This window comes from Kribbella sindirgiensis (assembly GCF_004331435.1).
Lineage (GTDB): Bacteria > Actinomycetota > Actinomycetes > Propionibacteriales > Kribbellaceae > Kribbella > Kribbella sindirgiensis.
In genome coordinates this window covers 234700-253140 of sequence record NZ_SJKA01000006.1, presented here as the reverse complement: position 1 = coordinate 253140, position 18441 = coordinate 234700, and the positions used below count along the sequence as shown (strand labels likewise).

The following is an 18441-nucleotide window of genomic DNA, read 5'->3' as shown; positions in this document are numbered from 1 at the left end:
CACCGGCGGCGGGGCGTCCGCATCTAGGCTGGACGCATGCAGATCCCCGACGGCGCGGCCGCTGCCCGGACGCTCGCCGAGCTGATGGTCGCCGACGCCCCCCGCCCGGAGTACGCCGACGCCTTCCGCCCGTTCGCCCCGCTGATCGGCAGCTGGGACCTCGACGTCGCCTGGTACGACGAGAGCGGCGCGACCACCCGTACGACGAAGGGTGAGTGGCACTTCGCCTGGGCCCTCGACGGACGAGCGGTCGCGGACATCTGGATCACCCCGAGCCGAGCGGCGCGCGCCACCGACGGCGACGGCGAGTGGGGTCTGTCGGTGCGCATCTACGATCCGGAACTGCAGGCCTTCCGGTCGACCTGGATGGGCCCGAAGGCGGCGTTCGTGATGCCGTTCGTCGCGCACGCGACCGCGGACACGATCACCCTGGAGTCGCAGACCGCCAACACTCGTTGGGCGTTCACCGATATCACCGCGGGCGCCTTCCACTGGCGCAACGAGGACATCGATGCTGACGGCAACGTCATCCTGCGGCAGACGTTCGTCGCCACCCGTCAGGCGTAGGTCTCCACCGCCGCCTGAGCCAGCTGCAGCATCCGGGCCCTGATGTCAGCCGGCTCGAGCACCTCGACATCACCGGCGAACCCCAGCAGTACGCCGCAGGCGGCCTCCCGCACGCGGAAGTGCATGCGTAGGTGCGGCCACTCGTCGTCGCTCGGCACGTCGCGCGCCACCTCGCCCTTCGCCAGCATCGGTGTAGCGATCCGCCGTACGATCTCGACGCGCTCCGGGCGCACCCGGGCCAGTACGTCGACCCCGACCGGCATCTGCCGCTCGAGCCCGGACCGCAGCCGCTCCCACTCGGCCCGGACGTCCAACCCGTCGGGCCGATCCGCCGCCTCTTCGAGTACGTCGGCCTGCTCGACGCGAGACACCCGGTACATCCGGGCCGCCCCGCGATGCGCCGCCACCAGGTACCACCGCCCCGCCTGCTCGACGAGCCCCCACGGGTCCACAGTTCGTTGCTGAACGCCCTCACTCGCCGACGCGTACCGCAGCCGTACCCGTCGCCGCTTGACGACCGCCTGCCGCAGTACAGGCAGCGCACCGGTGTCCTCCGCCTCCGCGAACCACCGCCGCCGATCCACGACGATCGCACCCGACAACGCGTCCGCGTCCCCCTGCAGCTCCACCGGCAACGTCGCGGACAGCTTCCCCATCGCCGAGCGCAGCGCATCCTGCAGCCCGAGCTCCTCCGACAACGCCGCCCGCCCGGACCATGCGAACAACGCCTGCGCCTCGCGCGGCGTCAGCTCACTCACATCGGCGCGGTACCCGGGCAGCAACACACAGCCCCCGTTGCGCCCCCGCTCGGAGTACACCGGCACGCCGGCCGCCGACAACGCCTCCATGTCCCGCATGACGGTCCGCGTCGACACCTCCAGCCGCTCGGCCAGGTCCCGCGCACTCAACCGCTCATGCCGCTGCAGCAACAGGATGATCTGCAACAACCGGTCCGCTCGCATGTCACCAACAATATGGGACAGAAGATGTCGTATATACCCCGCGAAGCTGTCTCCATGACCAACGACCCACGCGCACTGTTCGTCCGCGCCCTCGACCAGACCCAGCAGCTCGTCAACACCACCGGACCCGACGACCTCGACCTACCGACCCCCTGCGACGAGTACGACGTCCGCACCCTGCTGGGCCACCTGCTCACAGTCTCCGCGCGGATCAACCTGGCACTGAACGGCGGCGACCCCCTGACCATCCCCGTCGTCACCACAGGAGTCGACGACGTACCGGCAGCCTGGAAGGAACGCCGCGTCGCCCTCGACACCACCCTGGCCGACGACTCGGTCCTCGGACGCATCTGCAAGCTCCCCTGGGGCACGCTGCCCGGCGCAGCTGCCATCGGTGCGTACACCGGTGAGCTCGCCACTCACGCCTGGGACCTGGCCACGGCAACCGGACGCCGCGACCAGCTGGACGAGGAGTTGGCGGCACAGGTGCTTCCGATGGTCCGCCAGTACGTCCCGGCCGAGCAGCGCGGCGGGCACGTGCCGTTCGGTCCCGTCGTACCGGTGCCCGGCGACGCGTCGCCGTACGACCAGCTCGCCGGTTGGCAGGGCCGTCAGCCCTGGGCGATCCCGCCGTTCAGCATCAGGCCGCCGTCGATCGTGACGGTCTGGCCGGTGATCCACGACGCCTCGTCGGACAGCAGGAACCACACCAGCGAGGCGACGTCCTCCGGCCGGCCCAACCGACGCAGCGGGTACGTCGACGCCACCTTGTCCTCACGCCCTTCGTAGAGCGCTCCGGCGAACTTGGTCTTCACCACCGCCGGAGCCACGGCGTTCACCCGGATCTCCGGAGCCAGCTCGACAGCGAGCTCCTGTGTGACCCGGGACAGCATCGCCTTGGTCGCGCCGTACCACCCGATCCCCGGCGACGGCCCCAGGCCGGCCACCGAGGACAGGTTCACCACCGCCCCGCCGTGGGCGCGCATCCACGCGTCCCGGCAGGCCTTCACCCAGGCGATCGTGGCCAGCACGTTGGTGTCCACCATCTTGGCCGCGACCGCCTGGTCGACGTCGAGCAACTTCCCGTAGATCGGGTTGATACCGGCGTTGTTGACCAGCAGATCCACAGACCCGTACGTCGCCACCGCTGCCGCCACGACCGCGCCCCGGTGCGTCGGGTCGGCCGCCTTGCCGGCCACGGCCAGTGCGTGCTTCCGGCCGCCCAAGGTCTTGACCGCCTCGTCGAGGGTCTCCTGGGTGCGGCCGGTGATGACGACGCGCGCGCCGTCGGCCACCAGGCGCTGCGCGATCGCCAGCCCGATCCCGCGGGAGGCTCCGGTGACGATCGCCGTCCGGCCGTCCAGGCCCATCAGCTGAGGCGCTCGAGGACGATCGCCATCCCCTGGCCGCCGCCGACGCACATGGTCTCGAGACCGAACTGCTTGTCCTCGAACTGCAGGCCGTTCACCAGCGTGGTCATGATCCGCGCGCCGGTCGAGCCGAACGGGTGGCCGAGCGCGATCGCGCCGCCGTGCACGTTCAGCTTGTCCTCGTCGATGCCGAGCTCACGCGCCGACCCGATCACCTGGACCGCGAACGCCTCGTTGATCTCGACCAGGTCGATGTCGTCGATGCTCATCCCGGCCCGCGCCAGCGCCTGCTTCGACGCCTCGACCGGACCGAGGCCCATGATCTCCGGCGACAGCCCGCTGACACCGGTCGACACGATCCGCGCCAGCGGCGTCAGACCGAGCTCACGCGCCTTGGTGTCGCTCATGATCACCACCGCGGCGGCGCCGTCGTTCAGCGGGCAGCAGTTGCCGGCCGTGACCGTGCCGTCGGGACGGAACACCGGCTTCAGCTGGCTGACCTTGTCCAGCGTCGTACCCGCACGCGGACCGTCGTCCTTGCTCACCACGGTCCCGTCCGGCAGCGTCACCGGCGTGATCTCCCGCTCGAAGAACCCGTTGTTGATCGCCTTCTCGGCCAGGTTCTGCGAGCGGACGCCGAACACGTCCTGGTCCGCGCGGCTGATACCCCGCAGCGTCGCCACGTTCTCGGCGGTCTGACCCATCGAGATGTAGATGTCCGGGATCAGCCCGTCCGCGCGCGGGTCGTGCCAGGTTTCGTTGGTCTCGGCGTACTTCTCGGTCCGCGCGACCGCGTCGGTGAAGACCTCGTTGAACGAGCTCGGGTCGCCGACCCCTGCGGAGCCGAAGTTCTTGTACCGCGAGACGCACTCGACGCCGGCGCTGACGAAGATGTCGCCCTCACCGGACTTGATCGCGTGGTACGCCATCCGCGCGGTCTGCGTCGACGACGCGCAGAACCGGTTGACCGTGGTCGCCGGCGTGTTGTCCCAGCCAAGCTGGACCGCCACCCGGCGCGCCATGTTGCCGCCGTGCTCGTCGTGCGGCTCCGCACAGCCGAGCGCCAGATCCTCGATCTGGTCCCCGGTCAGCCCGACCTTCTCGGTCGCCGCCTTGATCATCTGCACGGCGAGGTCGTCCGGCCGGATCGTGGTCAGCGACCCCTTGTACGCCCGGCCGATCGGCGAGCGGGCCGTGGACACGATGACTGCTTCAGGCATGTCAGTTCCCTTTCAGAGGCCCAGGTCGCGGCCGATGAGTTCCTTCATGATCTCGTTCGAGCCGGCCCAGATCTTGGTCACGCGGGCGTCGCGCCAGGCGCGGGCCACCCGGTACTCGTTCATGTAGCCGTACCCGCCGTGCAGCTGGACGCACGCGTCCAGTACCTCGTTCTGGACGTGGGCGCTCCACCACTTGGTCTTCGCGGCGTCCACCGCGGACAGCCGGTCCTCGTCGTGCGCGACCACGCCGTTGTCGACGTACGCCTGCGTGACCTCGACCTTGGTGACGAGCTCGGCGATCAGGAACTTGTTGTACTGGAACGAGCCGACGGACTGGCCGAAGGCCTTGCGCTGCTTCACGTACTCGATCGTCTCGTCGAGGATCTGGGTCGCGTGCGCGATGTTCGACACGGCGGCGCCGATCCGCTCCTGCGCCAGCCGCTCCATCATGTGGATGAAGCCGCGGTCGATCTCGCCGAGCACGTTGTCGTCACCGACGAACAGGTCCTCGAAGAACAGCTCCGACGTACCGGACTCGGTCTGGCCGACCTTGTCGAGCTTCCGGCCGCGAGCGAAGCCCTCCATCCCCTCCTCGACCACGAACAGCGTGATGCCCTTCGCGCCCTTGGACGGGTCGGTGCGGGCGGCGACGATGACCAGGTCGGCCATGTCGCCGTTGGTGATGAAGGTCTTCGACCCGTTCAGCACCCAGCCGCCGTCGGCCTTCTTCGCGGTCGTCTTCAGCGCGGCGAGGTCGGAGCCGCCCGACGGCTCGGTCATCCCGATCGCGGCGACGTACTCACCGGAGCAGAACTTGGGCAGCCAGCGCTGCTTCTGCTCCTCGGTGCCGAGGTCGACGAAGTACGGCGCGGCGCAGTCGTAATGGATGCCGAAGCAGCTCGACAGCGACGCGGAGACCTTCGACACCTCCTCGGCGAAGACCTGGTTGAAGCGGTAGTCGCCGACGCTCGAGCCGCCGTACTCCTCCGGCACGTCCAGCCCGAGGAAGCCCTGCTTGCCGGCCTCCAGCCAGGCGGCGCGGTCGATCGTCTTCTCTTCGAGGAACTGGTCCATCCGCGGCACCAGCGAGCGCTCGCAGTACTCCTTCGCGCTGGCTCGGAATGCGTGGTGGTCCTCGTTGAAGATGACGCGCTCCATGGGGCCTCCCCAAGGCATGAGACGAGTGGCGCTGTGTACGATTTTCCGCTTCGCTAAGCGCTTGCTTAGCTTCACGCGTTTGGTGCAAGGTGTCAACGTGTCCGCAGTCACCGATCCCCTGGTGTGGGAGCACGTTCAACCGGCCGCAGCTCGCCGGCTGCTCACCGGCGCCGTCGACGCGTTCGCGGAACGCGGTTACCAGGCCACGACGACCCGCGACATCGCCTCCCGCGCCGGGATGAGCCCGGCCGCCCTGTACGTGCACTACCCGTCCAAGGAACGCCTGCTCTTCGAGATCAGCCTGTACGGCCACAACGCGGCCCTCGACGTACTGCGTTCCGCCGACACCGGCCCGGCCCCCGCCGACCGGCTGCGCTCGCTGGTCGCTGCCTTCACTGCCTGGCACGCGCAGCACCACACGATCGCGCGCGTCGTCCAGTACGAACTGGCAGCACTGAGCCCCGAACATCTGGCCGAGGTCGCCACGATCCGCCGCGCCATCTCCGCCCAGATCGAGCAGGTGCTGGCAGACGGCGTACAGGACGGCTCCTTCGACGTCGCCGACCTGCCCGGCACCACCCTCGCCGTACTGTCGCTGTCCATCGACGTAGCCCGCTGGTACACCCCCCACCGCGGCGACCCAGCAGCCCTCGGCAAGCTGTACGCCGACCTCGCGCACCGCATGGTGCTCAGCTGAGCCGAATGATCCGTCCACGCATGCTGATCCGGCCGTCGTCGGTCAGCTGATGTAGCGCCCGGCTGACGGTCACCCGCGTGAGCCCTAGCTCGTCCGCCAATCCGGCCTGCCCATCCGGAAGCCGCACAGTCCCAGCAGGGTCGGACAGCGACCGCAGCCGTTGCAGGACCCGCCTCTGCGCACTGTCCGTCGCCGCGGTCAGGTAGTCGTCACGCGCTTGATTGGCCTGCGTCGCCAGATGCCGCGCCGCCTGCAGCGCGACCGACGCCTCGGTCTGCAGGAGCTCCCCGAAGACCTCACGTGGCAGGTTGCGCACGACGGCGTCCGCCAACACCGTCCAGGTGAACAGGTGGGAGTCTCCGGCGATCGCAGTGGCCTTGTCGATCACCACCGGCGCTTCGTCCGTGCGGATGTGGGCCTGACGGCCGGACTCGGCGTGCCGATAGGCCGCGACCCGCCCTGCGTGCACGACGAAGAGGCGGTCGACCGGCTCACCCTCGACAGCAAGTACGGTCCCCCGCGGGACCTGCCGGACGCGGCTCAGCTGTTCGAGCTTGCGACACATCTCAGGAGCGAGGGCTGCGAACAAAGGAACGTCAGCCAACCGGTAGTCGGTCACAGACCCATTGTGATGTATCAACTGATACGGACGTCCTGCCGCGCCTCTCCTACCGTCCTGTGCGTGCAGGAATCCCTCGCAGTGATCGCCGTTGTGCTCCTGGTCAGCGCCGGCCTGCAGTCGAGCACTGGCTTCGGCTTCGCCCTGCTGAGCGCTCCGGTGTTGTCCGCGCTCCTCGGACCAGTGCAGGCCGTCACCACCATCACCATCGTCGGTGCGGTGGTCGACAGCCTCACGCTCTTCGGCAATCGCAGTCGTCCGCGGCCGGCGCTGGCCGATCTGCGCGTCGTGTGTCTCTCCGCAGCCCCCGGCCTGGCCGTCGGAGCAGTACTGCTGGCACGGCTGCCCACAAGGGTGCTGCAGGTGGCCATCGCAGCCAGCGTCGTCCTGGCAATCATCAACCGCCTACGGCGCCGCCGGATCGTCGTCACCAACCTCTGGCTGGGTCCGGCGGCAGGATTCGCTTGGGGCGCCCTGACCGCAGCAACAACGGCAGGAGGTCCACCGCTGCTGCTCTACCTGATGCACCGTCACGACGACGCCAGGACGATCCGCGACACCATCGTTGCCGCCAACCTGATCCGACTGCCGCTCTCGCTCGCGCTGCTCGGCCTCACCGGCGCCTGGCACCCACCGCCCGGCGTCCCGATCCTCATCGCGGCAGGCGTCTGCGGTTGGGCCCTCGGCAAGCTCGTCTTCCGACTCCTCACCCCCGCCCGCTACGAGACGGCACTGCTCACCCTGCTCGCACTGACCGCCGCGGCCACGGTTGCCGCGGCCTTCCAATGAAACAGGTACTCATGACCGATCAACCGTGGTGGCAGACCGGCGCGATCTACCAGATCTACCCGCGATCGTTTGCCGACAGCAACAATGACGGCATCGGCGACCTGGCTGGAGTCACCGGCCGCCTGGGTTACCTCGCCGATCTCGGCGTCTCCGCGATCTGGCTCTCCCCGTTCTACCCGTCACCGATGGACGACTTCGGGTACGACGTGACCGACCACACCGGCGTCGATCCGCTGTTCGGGTCCGTCGCCGACGCCGAAGCTTTGATCGACGCGGCACATCGGCACGGCCTACGCGTACTCGTCGACTTCGTCCCGAACCACACCTCCCACCGGCACCCGTGGTTCGAGGCATCGCGCTCACGCCGTGATCACACCGACTGGTACTACTGGCGCTCCCCCGCGGCCGACGGCGGCCCACCGAACAATTGGCTGTCGCTCTTCGGCGGCTCAGCCTGGACGTTCGACGCCGACCGCGGTGAGTACTACTACCACGCGTACCTCCCCGAGCAACCGGACCTCAACTGGCGCAATCCAGCGGTCCGCACAGCGCAGTACGACGTACTTCGCACTTGGCTGCAGCGTGGTGTCGACGGGTTCCGCATCGACGCGTTCCGGCAACTGCTGAAGGATCCCCACTGGCGCGACAACCCGCCGAATCCCGACTGGCTGCCGGGCGACGATCCGTACCTCTCGCTGCTCCCGATCCACTCCACCGACCAGCCCGACATCGTGGAGGTCATCACCGAACTGCGAGCGGTGCTGGCTGAGCACGGCGACCCCGTGCTGATGTCCGAGACATACCTCCCGCTGGCCGAGCTGATGCGCTACCACGCCGGCATCGACCTGCCGTCCAACATGCACCTGCTGTCGGCACCGTGGACGCCGTCGGCCATCGCCGGCCTGGCCGAGGAGTACGAGAGTCTGCTGCCCCCGGGCGCCTGGCCGAACTGGACGACGGGCAATCACGACCGCAGCAGGATCGCCACCCGAGTCGGACCGACCCGGGCCCGGGTCGCGGCCATGCTGCTGCTCACCCTGCGCGGTACGCCGATCCTCTACTACGGCGAAGAACTCGGCATGTGCGACATCGCGATCCCCGACTCACAACTCCAGGATCCGCTGGCCCGCCGGCTACCGGACCAGGCGATGGGCCGGGACCCGCAACGTACGCCGATGCGCTGGGCACCCACGCCACACGCGGATTTCTGCCCGGACCACGTCACCCCCTGGCTACCGACCGAGCCCCATCCGCCATCCGCCGACGTCGCGTCGCAGGGGACCTCGCCCAACTCCATGCTGACGCTCTATCGCTCACTCCTACGGCTCAGGCAGACGTCGACCGCGCTCCGATCCGGGTCATACCGGACGGTGTCGGTCTCCGACGACGTCCTGGTCTTCGAACGCCGAGCCGCCGACAACGTCGTCCTGGTCGCCCTGAACTTCTCGAGCAGCAATCAGCCGATCACACTGCCCAGCACTGCCCGGATCGTGCTGTCCACCCATCCGCCGGCAGCCGCGTCGGTCAGCAGCCTGCGCCCGAACGAAGGAATCGTGATCACACACGCAGGACCCCGCACCTCGTGAGGTGCGGGGTCCTGCGGAGTGCTTGGATCAGGCCTGCAGTGCGGCCTGGACGTCGAGGTGGATGTCCACCTTGTCGCCGATCAGGAGCTTGCCGCCCTCGAGCGGCACGTTGAAGTCGATGCCCCACTCCTTGCGGCTGATCGACGCGGAGGCCTCGAAGCCGATGACGGTCTGGCCGTAGGCGTTCTGGTCGACACCGAGGAACTCGACCGCGAGCTCGATCGGCTTGGTGACGTTCTTGATGGTCAGCTCGCCGGCCAGGACGTAGTCGTCGCCCTCGGGCTTGATCGCGGTGCTGACGAAGGTCATCTTCGGGCTGTTCTCGGCGTCGAAGAAGTCGCCGGAGCGCAGGTGACCGTCGCGCTGCTCGCTGCGGGTGTGCACCGACGCCAGCTCGATCGCGACGCTGGTGGTGGACTCCTCGATCGAGTCCTTGACGACGATCTCGCCGCCGAACTCCTGGAAGGTGCCGCGGACCTTGGTCATCAGGTGCCGGACGGTGAAGCCGACCTCGCTGTGCGCGGTGTCGAGGGCGTACGTGCCGGCGACCAGGCCGGGGATGGTGCTGGTCGGGGTGCCGGTGGTGGTGTCGCTCATGGGGTCCTCTCGGGAAGGGAGTGCGTACTGGTCGGGGGCGACGCAGCCGTTATAGTTAAAACTTCAACCGATGGCTACGACAGTAGGCAGTAACGGTTTAAAAGTCAACTACATTCCCGCTACACTGTTCCCGTGACGATGGAGACTGAGATGGACCGGGGGACTCGGTGGCTCAACGCCGAGCAGCAGGTCGCGTGGCGTGCGTACCTGCTGGGCACCGCACGCCTGATGGCCAAACTCGACGACGACCTGCGCCAGTTCGGCCTCGGTATCAACGACTACGAGATCCTGGTCAGGCTCTCCGAGGCGCCCGACCGGCGGCTCCGGATGGCCGACCTGGCCGACCGTCTGCACCAGAGCCGATCCCGCCTGACGCACACCGTCGGCCGCCTCGAGGCGGCCGAACTGGTCCGCCGTACGTCGTGCACGAGCGACAAGCGCGGCGTCTGGGCCGAGCTGACCGACGCGGGCTTCAGCCTGCTCGAGCAGGCCGCGCCGTACCACGTCGAGGGCGTCCGGGAGAACCTGGTCGACCTCGCGAGCCCCGAGGACTTCGCCGCCGTCGGCCGCGTGTTCGACTCCGTCTCCGAACACATCGGCCAGCGCTAGTCAGCGTCAGTTAGGGCTGTGGCGCCGGGGTGATGTCCAGCGTCAGCTCGTCGCGATCGGCGCCGCGGAACGTCATCATCCGATCGCGCATCCGGCGCTTGGCCGGCGGCAGGTGATTGACCGCGCGCATCGCCGTACGCAGGCCGGCCAGCGCCAGCCGGCCGATCCCCGGCTGGTGCACCGGATCGGCAGACGTCATCTGCGCACGCGACTTGAGCACCGCGTCGAAGCCGTACTCGATCATCCGAGCCTCGTACGCATGCACGGCCGGGATCAGTTCTTGCTTGCCGTCACGGACATCGATCAGGTTCCGGCAGAGATTCACCGCATCGCGCAGCGCGGTGTTCGCACCGACGCCGCGACCGGGCGTCATGGTGTGGATCGCGTCACCGAGCAGCGTGACGTTGCTGCTCTCCCACGGGTCGATCGGGACCGAGGTCCAGATGTTCACCGGGAAGCAGGTCCCCGGATCGGTCAGCTCGAAGAGCCGGCGCAGGTTCGGATGCCAGCCGGGGGTGACGTCCAGCGCCGTCTTGATCAGTTCCGCGCCGCGGAGCTCCATGATGTTCGCGGGCAGCTTGTCCTTGGCCGCCGACAGTCCCCAGTTGATGTAGTCACGGGTGTTGTCGAACTGCAGGCCGGGCCAGCGCCGGATCAGCTCCTCGGTATTGCCGCCGATCCCGTCCTTGACGTTCCCGTCGTGGTCCCACTGGAACTCCATCACGTGCAGGATGCAGCCGAAACCACGCGGGGCGTTGACCAGCGTGATCCCCTCGAACACCTTCGGCGGCACGAGTTTCGCGCTCTCCGCGGTGATCGGCAGCTTGCCGGCGATCGCCACGATCCCGGTCTCCTCGGTCTTCGCCTGCGGCAGGTACTGGCGGCGTACCCGGGAACCTGATCCGTCGGCGGCGACCAGGAGATCACCGGTCGCGCTCGTGCCGTCGGCGAAGTACGCCGTCACGTGGTCACCGTGCTGTTCGAAGCGGGTGAACTCCTTGCCGAACTCCACGATGCCGTCGAGGCCGGTCAGCAGCACCTGCCGCAGGGTCATCCGGCTGATCGACTTCTCGCTCTCCACCGGGTCGGTCGACTCCGGCAGCTCCAGCGAGAGCAGTTCCTTCAGATCCTCGGTCAGCATGTTGAAGTACTTCGGGTCGCGCGCCTTGGTGGCCACGAACGTGTCGTACAGCTCGGTCGGCAGCAGTGCGTACAGCGCCCGGCTGCCGTCCGGGTCGATCCCGACCCGGTAACCGTGCAGACCGTCCGTCCGCAGCGCGTCGCGCTCGTACACAGACACCTCGATCCCGGCCCGCCGCAGCCCGTGCGCCAACGCGAGTCCGCCGGTCCCGCCGCCGATCACCAGCACCCTCATGATCTCTCATCCCTTCAAGTATCTTGGAAATCCGAGTATCTTGGAGATCCGAGAGAAATGCAAGCCCTATGCTGAGGCGGACCATGACCAGTACTCGTGAAGAGCTCGCCGGCGAGATCCAGCAGCGGCTGATCCGATTCATCGCCGAGGTGGTGCTGTACAACCACTCCGTGTCGGCGAGGGTCGGACTCGGTGCCAGCGACTCCCAGTTCATGACGCTGCTGCAGACGTACGGGCCGCTGACGCCACGCCAGCTCGCCGAACACACCGGCCTCACGTCGGGCACGGTCACCGGTGTCATCGACCGGCTCGAGTCACACGGCTTCGTCACCCGCCGGCCCGATCCCCGCGACCGGCGCAAGGTGGTCGTCACGCCGTCGATGGAGGCGATCCAGGACAAGCTCGTCCCGCTGTACGCCGAACAGGGCGAGCGGATGCACGCCGTACTGGCGACCCGCTCCGTCGAGGAGCTGAAGACGATCTCGGAGTTCCTCGCCGACTCGGTCGCTGAAGCCGGCAGCTAAAGCGTTTGAGCCTGCCGCCGGGCTCCGGGAGCCTTCTCGGTGTGACGGAATTTCACCAGGACGGCCGGGCCGGCATCGACGCAGCGCTGGTACGGCGATTGCTCGCACAGCAGTTCCCGCAGTGGGCCGACCTGCCGGTGACGCCGGTCAAGGTCGACGGCTGGGACAACCGCACGTACCAGCTCGGTTCCGGACTGACCGCACGGCTGCCGACGCACTCGAGCTACGTGCCCGCAGTCGACAAGGAACACCGGTGGCTGCCGGTTCTCGGCCCGCACCTGCCGGTCGAGATTCCCGAGGCGGTGGCCAAGGGTGCGCCCGGTGAGGGCTATCCGTATCCGTGGGCGATCCGGCGGTGGATCCCGGGCGAGACCGCGACGGTCGAGAGGATCACCGATCTGGACGACTTCGCGCGCTCGATCGCGGCGTTCATCCTGGCCCTGCAGGACGTCGACGCGACCGGTGGACCGCTCGCCGGTGCGCACAGCTTCCATCGCGGCGCGCCACCGGAGTACTACCACGACGAGACGCTCGAGGCCCTCGCCGTGCTGAAGGGCCGGATCGACACCGACCTCGCGCGTGAGGTCTGGGACACGGCGCTGGCGACGTCATGGGACCGGCCGCCCGTGTGGTTCCACGGCGACATCGCCAACGGCAACCTGCTGGTCCAGGACGGCCAACTGTCCGCCGTGATCGACTTCGGTACGTCGGGTGTCGGCGACCCGGCCTGCGACCTGGTCATCGCCTACACGTTCTTCTCCGGCTCGTCGCGCGCCGCGTTCCGGGATGCTGTCGATCAGGATCCGGGCACCTGGGCCCGCGCCCGCGGCTGGGCCCTCTGGAAGGCACTCATCACCGAAGATCTCCGAGTCGTTGACAACGTTTTGGCCGACTATCGAGCTCAGGCCGTTTAGCCGGCTGCTCACCGGCGCTACCGTCGGAAGATGTGGTGGTTGCTTGCCGCCTTGGGGGGCGGAGGGGTGGCACTCGCGGGCCGGTACCTCTGGGACCGGCGAGCCGCGCAACGCGGTGACGCCGAGGAGCTGGAAGAGATCCGCAAGCTTGCCGATGAGGACGTGACGCTGCTCGGCGAGGAGCTGCGGCGACTGGACACGCAGGTCGAAGGGCACCCGCTCGACCCGGACGCGCGGTCGGACTACCAGGTCGCACTCGACGCGTACGAGGCGGCACAGCGCGCCGTCAAGGGGATCCGAAAGGCCGACGGGATCAGCTCGGTCACCGACACCTTGGCGACCGGGCGCTACGCGATCACCTGCGTCCAGGCGCGTCTGAGGGGCGAGCCGGTGCCGGAGCGGCGCGTGCCGTGCTTCTTCAACCCGCAGCACGGGCCGTCGACGACCGACATCGTCTGGACCCAGCCGAAGGTCGGCACCCGGACCGTACCGGCGTGTGCGCAGGACGCCGCCCGCATCCGCTCCGGAGACGAGCCAGAGGTCCGCTATGTCCGGTACGGCAGCCGCGTGGTCCCGTACTGGGAGGCCGGCGCCGCAATCGCGCCGTACGGCATGGGGTACTTCACGGCCGGCGCGGGCGCGAGCTACATCGCGATCGCCAGTTTCCAGGCGCAGGGTGGCATGCCCGGCGGCTGGGGCGACACCGGCGGGCACGACTTCGGCGGCTTCGACGCAGGCGGTTTCGACGGCGGTGGATTCGAGGGCGGCGGTGGCGGCGACGGCTGACTCAGAGGTACGCCGTCACGCCTTCGTACTCCGCCACTGGCGCAGCGCCGACCGTCTCGTACTCAAGCAGTAGGAGACCGCTCGGAGTCACCTCCTGCGCCGTGAGCCGCAGTCCTGCCGCGTCACCGGGCTGCTCGAACAACCGCCTCCCGCTGCCGAGCACGGTCGGCGCGACAGCCAAGCGCACCAGGTCGACCGCTCCTGCCTTCAGCAATGCGTTGCCGAGTCGCGCGCTGCCGTGGATCTGCAGTTCACCGCCGTCCTGGCGTTTCAGCTCCTCGACGTCGTCGATGGTGCGGAGGACGGTCGTCGGATACCAGGTGCCCGCGGTGAGCGTGGTGCTCACGACGTACTTCGGAAGCGAGTTCATCCGCTGGGTGTACGGGTCGTCGGGGTCGGTGATTTCGGGCCAGTCCCGCGCGAAGGCGTCGTATGTGCGTCGTCCGAGCAGCAGCCCGTCGGCGCGCTCCAGCCACTCGGTGGTCCGCCGTACGAACAGCTCGTCGATGTACGGCACGAGCCAGCCGCCGCGGGTGAACCCGTCGCTCGTGTCCTCGCTCGGAGACCCCGGTCCCTGGCTGACGCCGTCGAGAGTGACGAACTCCGTCAGTACGATCCTCATCGCTCGACCAGTACGGCGAGCTGCTCGATGACGGTGCCCCAACCGTCCGCGAACCCGAGTTCCGCATGCCGTTTGCGACTCGTCGGATCGCCATGTCGGGCCACCATCCGGTACGCCGTACCGTCCGGGTGATCGACCAGGAACACGTCGGCCGTCACCGCGATCGGCTGCGGATCCGCCGGACGCCACGTGCTGTCGACCGCATTCGTGAACGCGATCCGCTCGAGCTCGTCGGCGACCAGAATCACCGCGTCGAGATGCGGCCCGAACTCCTGGCCGTCCTCGCTCAGCTGCGTGACCAACGCCCCGCCCGGCCGCACATCCAGCCGCTCGACACGGCAGACCGCCGGCGCCGGCACCCACCACTGCTCGAACCGCTTCGGATCGGTCCACGCCCGCCACACCGCGGCCCGCGGCGCGCGAATCACCCGCTCCACCAGCAGATCCAGCTCGGGGTCGAACAGTTCACGACTCACAATTCCTCCACTGCTTCCTCGGCCGCTTGCTCGGTTGTCACGAAACGCTCCAGCCGGTCGGTGCGGTCCTCCCAGATCCGCCGCTGCTCGGCGAGCCAGTCGTCCACCAGCTCCAGCCGCTCACGATTGAGCACACAGGTCCGCACCCGCCCGGTCTTCACCGTGCGGATCAGGCCGTTCGACTCGAGCGTGCGGACGTGCTTCATGAACGACGGCAACGTGATCGGAAACTCGGCCGCGAGCTCCCCCACACTCGTCGGCCCCCGCCCCAGCCGCCGGATCACCCGCCGCCGCGTCGGATCGGCCAGCGCCACGAACACGCCGTCGACCTCCGCCTCATACTGTGCCATGAGGCTAAGTATTGCCATGATTCAATAGTTAGCGCAAGGGCTAAGTGTCGGAAAGCACGAAGGACCCCGCCTCCGACGCGGAGACGGGGTCCTTCAGTCGCTCAGAAGCTCGGTCGCATACTGCTCAGTCGCGGGTGAGCTTGCGGTGCGTGACGCGGTGCGGCCGGGCCGCCTCCGGGCCGAGGCGCTCGATCTTGTTCGCCTCGTACGACGCGAAGTTGCCCTCGAACCAGAACCACTTGGCCTCGTTCTCGTCGGTGCCTTCCCAGGCCAGGATGTGGGTCGCCACGCGATCCAGGAACCACCGGTCGTGGGACACGACCACCGCACAGCCCGGGAACTCCAGCAAGGCGTCCTCGAGCGACTGCAGGGTCTCGACGTCCAGGTCGTTGGTCGGCTCGTCGAGGAGCAGCAGGTTGCCGCCCATCTTCAGCGTCAGCGCCAGGTTCAGCCGGTTCCGCTCACCGCCGGACAGGACGCCGGTCGGCTTCTGCTGGTCCGGACCCTTGAACCCGAACGAGGCGACGTACGCCCGGCTCGGCATCTCGAAGTTCGCGACCTTGATGAAGTCGAGCTCGTCGGACACCTGCTGCCAGACCGTCTTCTTGGGGTCCAGACCGCCGCGCGACTGGTCGACGTACGAGATCTTGACCGTGTCGCCCACCTTCAGCGAGCCGGCGTCCGGCTGCTCCTCGCCGACGATCATCCGGAACAGCGTCGACTTGCCGACGCCGTTCGGGCCGACGATACCGACGATGCCCGCCCGCGGCAGGGAGAAGCTCAGGCCGTCGATCAGCTTGCGGTCGCCGAAGCCCTTCTCCAGCTTGGAGACCTCGAGGACCGTGCTGCCCAGCCGCGGACCGGCCGGAATGTTGATCTCGTCGATGTCGAGCTTCTTGGCGCGCTCGGCCTCGGCCGCCAGCTCCTCGTACCGCTGCAGGCGGGCCTTGCTCTTGGACTGCCGGCCCTTCGCGTTCGACCGGACCCATTCGAGCTCGCGCTCCAGGATCTTCGCCCGCTTCGCATCCTTCGCACCCTCGACGACCAGCCGCTGCTTCTTGGTCTCCAGGTACTTCGAGTAGTTCCCCTCGTACCCGTACGTCCGGCCGCGGTCGAGCTCGAGGATCCACTCCGCGACGTTGTCCAGGAAGTACCGGTCGTGGGTGATCGCCATGACGGCGCCCGGGTACTTCTGCAGGTGCTGCTCGAGCCACAGGACCGACTCGGCGTCGAGGTGGTTGGTGGGCTCGTCGAGCAGCAGCAGGTCGGGCTGCTGCAGCAGGAGCTTGCACAGCGCGACCCGGCGGCGCTCACCACCGGACAGGTTGTCCACCAGCACGTCGGCCGGCGGGCAGCGCAGCGCGTCCATCGCCTGCTCCAGCTGGGCGTCGACGTCCCAGGCGTTGCGGTGGTCCAGCTCGGTCTGCAGGTCACCCATCTCGGCCAGCAGCGAGTCGTAGTCGGCGTCCGGGTCGGCCAGCTCGGCGGAGATCTCGTTGAAGCGGTCCAGCTTCTGCTTGGTGTCGCCGACCCCTTCCTCGACGTTCTCCAGCACGGTCTTGCCCTCGGTCAGCGGCGGCTCCTGCAGCAGGATCCCGACCGTCGCGTCCTCGGCCAGCCGGGCCTCGCCGTTGGAGGGCTGGTCGAGCCCCGCCATGATCTTGAACAGCGAGGACTTACCGGTGCCGTTCGGCCCGACCACGCCGATCTTCGCGCCGGTCAGGAAGTTCAGCGTGACGTTGTCGAGTACGACCTTGTCGCCGTGTGCCTTCCGGACGTTGCGAAGCGTGTAGATGAATTCCGCCATACCCCAGAGCCTATGTGCTGCACCCGGCCGTTTCCCAACCAGCCCTTCGCGGCTGTCCACAGGCTGGAGGTTCATCCGCCCGATCCGGCGCGGATCGGTGCACCTTCTCCGGTGACCGCACATCTCTCCGGACGGAAGGCGCCCACCATGAGTCTCGGCGACACCCATCTGACAGTTCTGGGCTGGATCGGCAGCGACCCCGATTTCAAGGAGATCGGCCAGACCCCGCACACCAGCTTCCGCCTCGGCTCGACCCCTCGCCAGTTCGACCGATCGCTCAACACCTTCGTCGACAAGCCCACCACGTGGTTCACGGTTCAGTGCTGGCGAGGCCTGGCACAGAACGCCTTCGAATCCATCCGCATCGGGCAGCCCGTGATCGTCACCGGCCGCCTGCGCACCCACGAGTGGACCGACAACTCCGGCGAACAGCACAGCCGCGTCATCCTCGAAGCCTTCTCCGTGGGCCACGACCTCAGCCGGGGTACGACGACCTTCACCAAGACCCCGCCCCACTCGGAATCGCTCACCGAATCCTCACCACAGCACGCAGAGCGCCGCCCGGCGGAGACGACCGCCTCGCCGTACCCCGCCGACGAGTTCTCCACCAGCACCCTGCCCCTCGCCCCGACCGCCCCGGCGGCGGAGGCGGCATGACTATCTCAATCTTGACTTATATAAGCCCTGACCGGCATTCTGAGAATCGTCTCAGCAGCCGAGCAGGAGAGGAAGCCCTTCGTGATCGACATCCTCGAGCACATCAACGCGGTCCAGCGCGAGGTCAGCCGGACCGGCGAAACCGTGACGGTGGTGATGCGCCGCACCTACCGGGCCGAGCCGGCGGAGGTGTGGGACGCCCTGACGGACCCGGAGCGGATGCGGCGCTGGTTCTTGCCCGTCAGCGGGGACCTCACGATCGGTGGCTCGTTCCAGCTGGAGGGCAACGCCGGCGGCGACATCCTGGAATGCGACCCGCCGAAGAGCTTCAAGGTGACCTTCGGCGGCCCGAACAGTCTGCTCGAGCTGCGGCTGCTCCCCGGCGCGGGCTCGTCCACCGAGCTCGAGCTCGAGCACTCGATGGGCGAGGCCCCGGCCCCCGGCGGCTCCGGCGCGCTGTGGGTCGGCCCAGGCTGGGACGGCGCCCTGCTCGGACTGGCGCTGTACGTCGCCGGCGAGCTGCCGGCCGACGCCGACCCGGTCAAGATGGCCGACTCCCCCGAGGTCATCGACTACAACGAGCAGTCCGTCCGGGCCTGGATCGAAGCCATCCGGGCGTCCGGCACCACCACCGAGGAGGATCTCCTCAGCGCCGCCAAGATCTCCCTGTCGCAGTACGCGCCAGACGCCGAGCTCTGACTGCGCGTCCTCTCAGCCGGGACACGCAGCCGTTGAGCGTCGCCCGCCCGCCGGTAG

Annotated in this window: 21 protein-coding genes and 1 pseudogene; 11 read left to right on the top strand and 11 right to left on the bottom strand. The window is 68.3% G+C overall.

All coding sequences use genetic code 11. The features are described 5' to 3' along the window. Window positions 1-36 precede the first annotated feature (36 nt). The gene (locus E0H50_RS19015; protein ID WP_131290155.1) at window positions 37-567 is read left to right on the top strand and encodes a hypothetical protein; all 531 of its coding nucleotides are present in this window, start codon (window positions 37-39) and stop codon (window positions 565-567) included. Here E0H50_RS19015 and E0H50_RS19010 read toward each other — a convergent pair. Continuing rightward, a complete protein-coding gene (locus E0H50_RS19010; RefSeq protein WP_131290152.1) occupies window positions 558-1529 on the bottom strand; it encodes a helix-turn-helix transcriptional regulator in 972 nt (323 codons plus the stop codon). The two genes, E0H50_RS19015 and E0H50_RS19010, sit on opposite strands and share 10 nt — an antisense overlap. Here E0H50_RS19010 and E0H50_RS19005 point away from each other — a divergent pair. Next, a pseudogene (locus tag E0H50_RS19005) lies at window positions 1482-2129 on the top strand (TIGR03086 family metal-binding protein); the annotation flags it as partial. The gene E0H50_RS19010 and the pseudogene E0H50_RS19005 overlap by 48 nt on opposite strands. An 11-nt stretch (window positions 2130-2140) precedes the next feature. Here the strand turns inward: E0H50_RS19005 and E0H50_RS19000 are convergent. The 3 genes from E0H50_RS19000 to E0H50_RS18990 are packed head-to-tail and all read right to left on the bottom strand — an operon-like array spanning window position 2141 to window position 5277. Next, window positions 2141-2899 (bottom strand): SDR family oxidoreductase, encoded by a 759-nt coding sequence (locus E0H50_RS19000; RefSeq protein WP_131290149.1) that lies wholly within the window; start codon window positions 2897-2899, stop codon window positions 2141-2143. Continuing rightward, a complete protein-coding gene (locus tag E0H50_RS18995) occupies window positions 2899-4119 on the bottom strand; it encodes an acetyl-CoA C-acetyltransferase (protein ID WP_131290146.1) in 1221 nt (406 codons plus the stop codon). Before E0H50_RS18995 ends, E0H50_RS19000 begins: the two co-directional genes overlap by 1 nt. Before the next feature lie 12 nt (window positions 4120-4131). Then, window positions 4132-5277: an acyl-CoA dehydrogenase family protein gene (locus E0H50_RS18990; RefSeq protein WP_131290143.1), complete on the bottom strand. Its 1146-nt coding sequence runs from the start codon at window positions 5275-5277 to the stop codon at window positions 4132-4134. A gap of 97 nt (window positions 5278-5374) precedes the next feature. Here E0H50_RS18990 and E0H50_RS18985 point away from each other — a divergent pair, with 97 nt between their 5' ends. Beyond that, on the top strand, window positions 5375-5974 hold the full coding sequence (locus E0H50_RS18985; protein ID WP_202868213.1) for a TetR/AcrR family transcriptional regulator: 600 nt from the start codon (window positions 5375-5377) through the stop codon (window positions 5972-5974). Here E0H50_RS18985 and E0H50_RS18980 read toward each other — a convergent pair. Next, complete coding sequence (locus E0H50_RS18980; protein WP_131290137.1) at window positions 5967-6593, bottom strand: Crp/Fnr family transcriptional regulator; 627 nt, start codon at window positions 6591-6593, stop codon at window positions 5967-5969. The two genes, E0H50_RS18985 and E0H50_RS18980, sit on opposite strands and share 8 nt — an antisense overlap. A gap of 63 nt (window positions 6594-6656) precedes the next feature. Between E0H50_RS18980 and E0H50_RS18975 the strand changes: the two genes are divergently transcribed. After that, window positions 6657-7382 (top strand): sulfite exporter TauE/SafE family protein, encoded by a 726-nt coding sequence (locus E0H50_RS18975; RefSeq protein ID WP_165547208.1) that lies wholly within the window; start codon window positions 6657-6659, stop codon window positions 7380-7382. Between the two features lie 11 nt (window positions 7383-7393). Continuing rightward, window positions 7394-8968, top strand: a complete 1575-nt coding sequence (locus E0H50_RS18970; RefSeq protein WP_131290131.1) for an alpha-amylase family glycosyl hydrolase — start codon at window positions 7394-7396, stop codon at window positions 8966-8968. Window positions 8969-8995: 27 nt separating this feature from the next. Here E0H50_RS18970 and E0H50_RS18965 read toward each other — a convergent pair whose 3' ends face one another. Then, window positions 8996-9565, bottom strand: coding sequence for a YceI family protein (locus tag E0H50_RS18965; RefSeq protein ID WP_131290129.1), 570 nt, complete (start codon window positions 9563-9565; stop codon window positions 8996-8998). A gap of 150 nt (window positions 9566-9715) precedes the next feature. On the opposite strand from E0H50_RS18965, the gene E0H50_RS18960 reads away from it, so the two are divergent. After that, window positions 9716-10174 (top strand): MarR family winged helix-turn-helix transcriptional regulator, encoded by a 459-nt coding sequence (locus tag E0H50_RS18960; RefSeq protein ID WP_131290984.1) that lies wholly within the window; start codon window positions 9716-9718, stop codon window positions 10172-10174. A gap of 10 nt (window positions 10175-10184) precedes the next feature. Here E0H50_RS18960 and E0H50_RS18955 read toward each other — a convergent pair whose 3' ends face one another. Beyond that, window positions 10185-11549 carry an FAD-dependent oxidoreductase gene (locus tag E0H50_RS18955; RefSeq protein ID WP_131290126.1) on the bottom strand — a complete coding sequence of 455 codons (1365 nt, stop codon included), beginning with the start codon at window positions 11547-11549 and terminating at the stop codon, window positions 10185-10187. An 83-nt stretch (window positions 11550-11632) separates the two neighbouring features. Here E0H50_RS18955 and E0H50_RS18950 point away from each other — a divergent pair, with 83 nt between their 5' ends. Genes E0H50_RS18950 through E0H50_RS18940 form a run of 3 tightly spaced genes read left to right on the top strand, consistent with a single transcriptional unit; the run spans window position 11633 to window position 13773 of the window. Continuing rightward, on the top strand, window positions 11633-12073 hold the full coding sequence (locus E0H50_RS18950) for a MarR family winged helix-turn-helix transcriptional regulator (protein WP_131290124.1): 441 nt from the start codon (window positions 11633-11635) through the stop codon (window positions 12071-12073). Between the two features lie 41 nt (window positions 12074-12114). Then, window positions 12115-12987 carry an aminoglycoside phosphotransferase family protein gene (locus E0H50_RS18945; RefSeq protein WP_131290121.1) on the top strand — a complete coding sequence of 291 codons (873 nt, stop codon included), beginning with the start codon at window positions 12115-12117 and terminating at the stop codon, window positions 12985-12987. 30 nt (window positions 12988-13017) lie between these two features. After that, window positions 13018-13773: a hypothetical protein gene (locus E0H50_RS18940; protein ID WP_131290118.1), complete on the top strand. Its 756-nt coding sequence runs from the start codon at window positions 13018-13020 to the stop codon at window positions 13771-13773. Window position 13774: 1 nt separating this feature from the next. On the opposite strand, the gene E0H50_RS18935 is transcribed toward E0H50_RS18940, so the two are convergent. The 4 genes from E0H50_RS18935 to ettA all read right to left on the bottom strand — a co-directional run bounded on the left by E0H50_RS18935 (window position 13775) and on the right by ettA (window position 17028). After that, on the bottom strand, window positions 13775-14395 hold the full coding sequence (locus E0H50_RS18935; protein WP_131290114.1) for a dihydrofolate reductase family protein: 621 nt from the start codon (window positions 14393-14395) through the stop codon (window positions 13775-13777). Beyond that, window positions 14392-14871 carry an SRPBCC domain-containing protein gene (locus tag E0H50_RS18930; protein ID WP_238151064.1) on the bottom strand — a complete coding sequence of 160 codons (480 nt, stop codon included), beginning with the start codon at window positions 14869-14871 and terminating at the stop codon, window positions 14392-14394. Before E0H50_RS18930 ends, E0H50_RS18935 begins: the two co-directional genes overlap by 4 nt. Then, window positions 14868-15221, bottom strand: coding sequence for an ArsR/SmtB family transcription factor (locus tag E0H50_RS18925; protein WP_131290111.1), 354 nt, complete (start codon window positions 15219-15221; stop codon window positions 14868-14870). The genes E0H50_RS18930 and E0H50_RS18925 overlap by 4 nt, the downstream gene beginning before the upstream one ends. 124 nt (window positions 15222-15345) lie before the next feature. Then, window positions 15346-17028: an energy-dependent translational throttle protein EttA gene (ettA, locus tag E0H50_RS18920; RefSeq protein WP_131290108.1), complete on the bottom strand. Its 1683-nt coding sequence runs from the start codon at window positions 17026-17028 to the stop codon at window positions 15346-15348. A gap of 147 nt (window positions 17029-17175) precedes the next feature. Here ettA and E0H50_RS18915 point away from each other — a divergent pair, with 147 nt between their 5' ends. Next, on the top strand, window positions 17176-17685 hold the full coding sequence (locus tag E0H50_RS18915; protein ID WP_165547206.1) for a single-stranded DNA-binding protein: 510 nt from the start codon (window positions 17176-17178) through the stop codon (window positions 17683-17685). Between the two features lie 81 nt (window positions 17686-17766). Beyond that, entirely contained in the window at window positions 17767-18384 is a 618-nt protein-coding gene (locus E0H50_RS18910) for an SRPBCC family protein (RefSeq protein WP_165547205.1), read from the top strand. Window positions 18385-18441 lie beyond the last annotated feature (57 nt).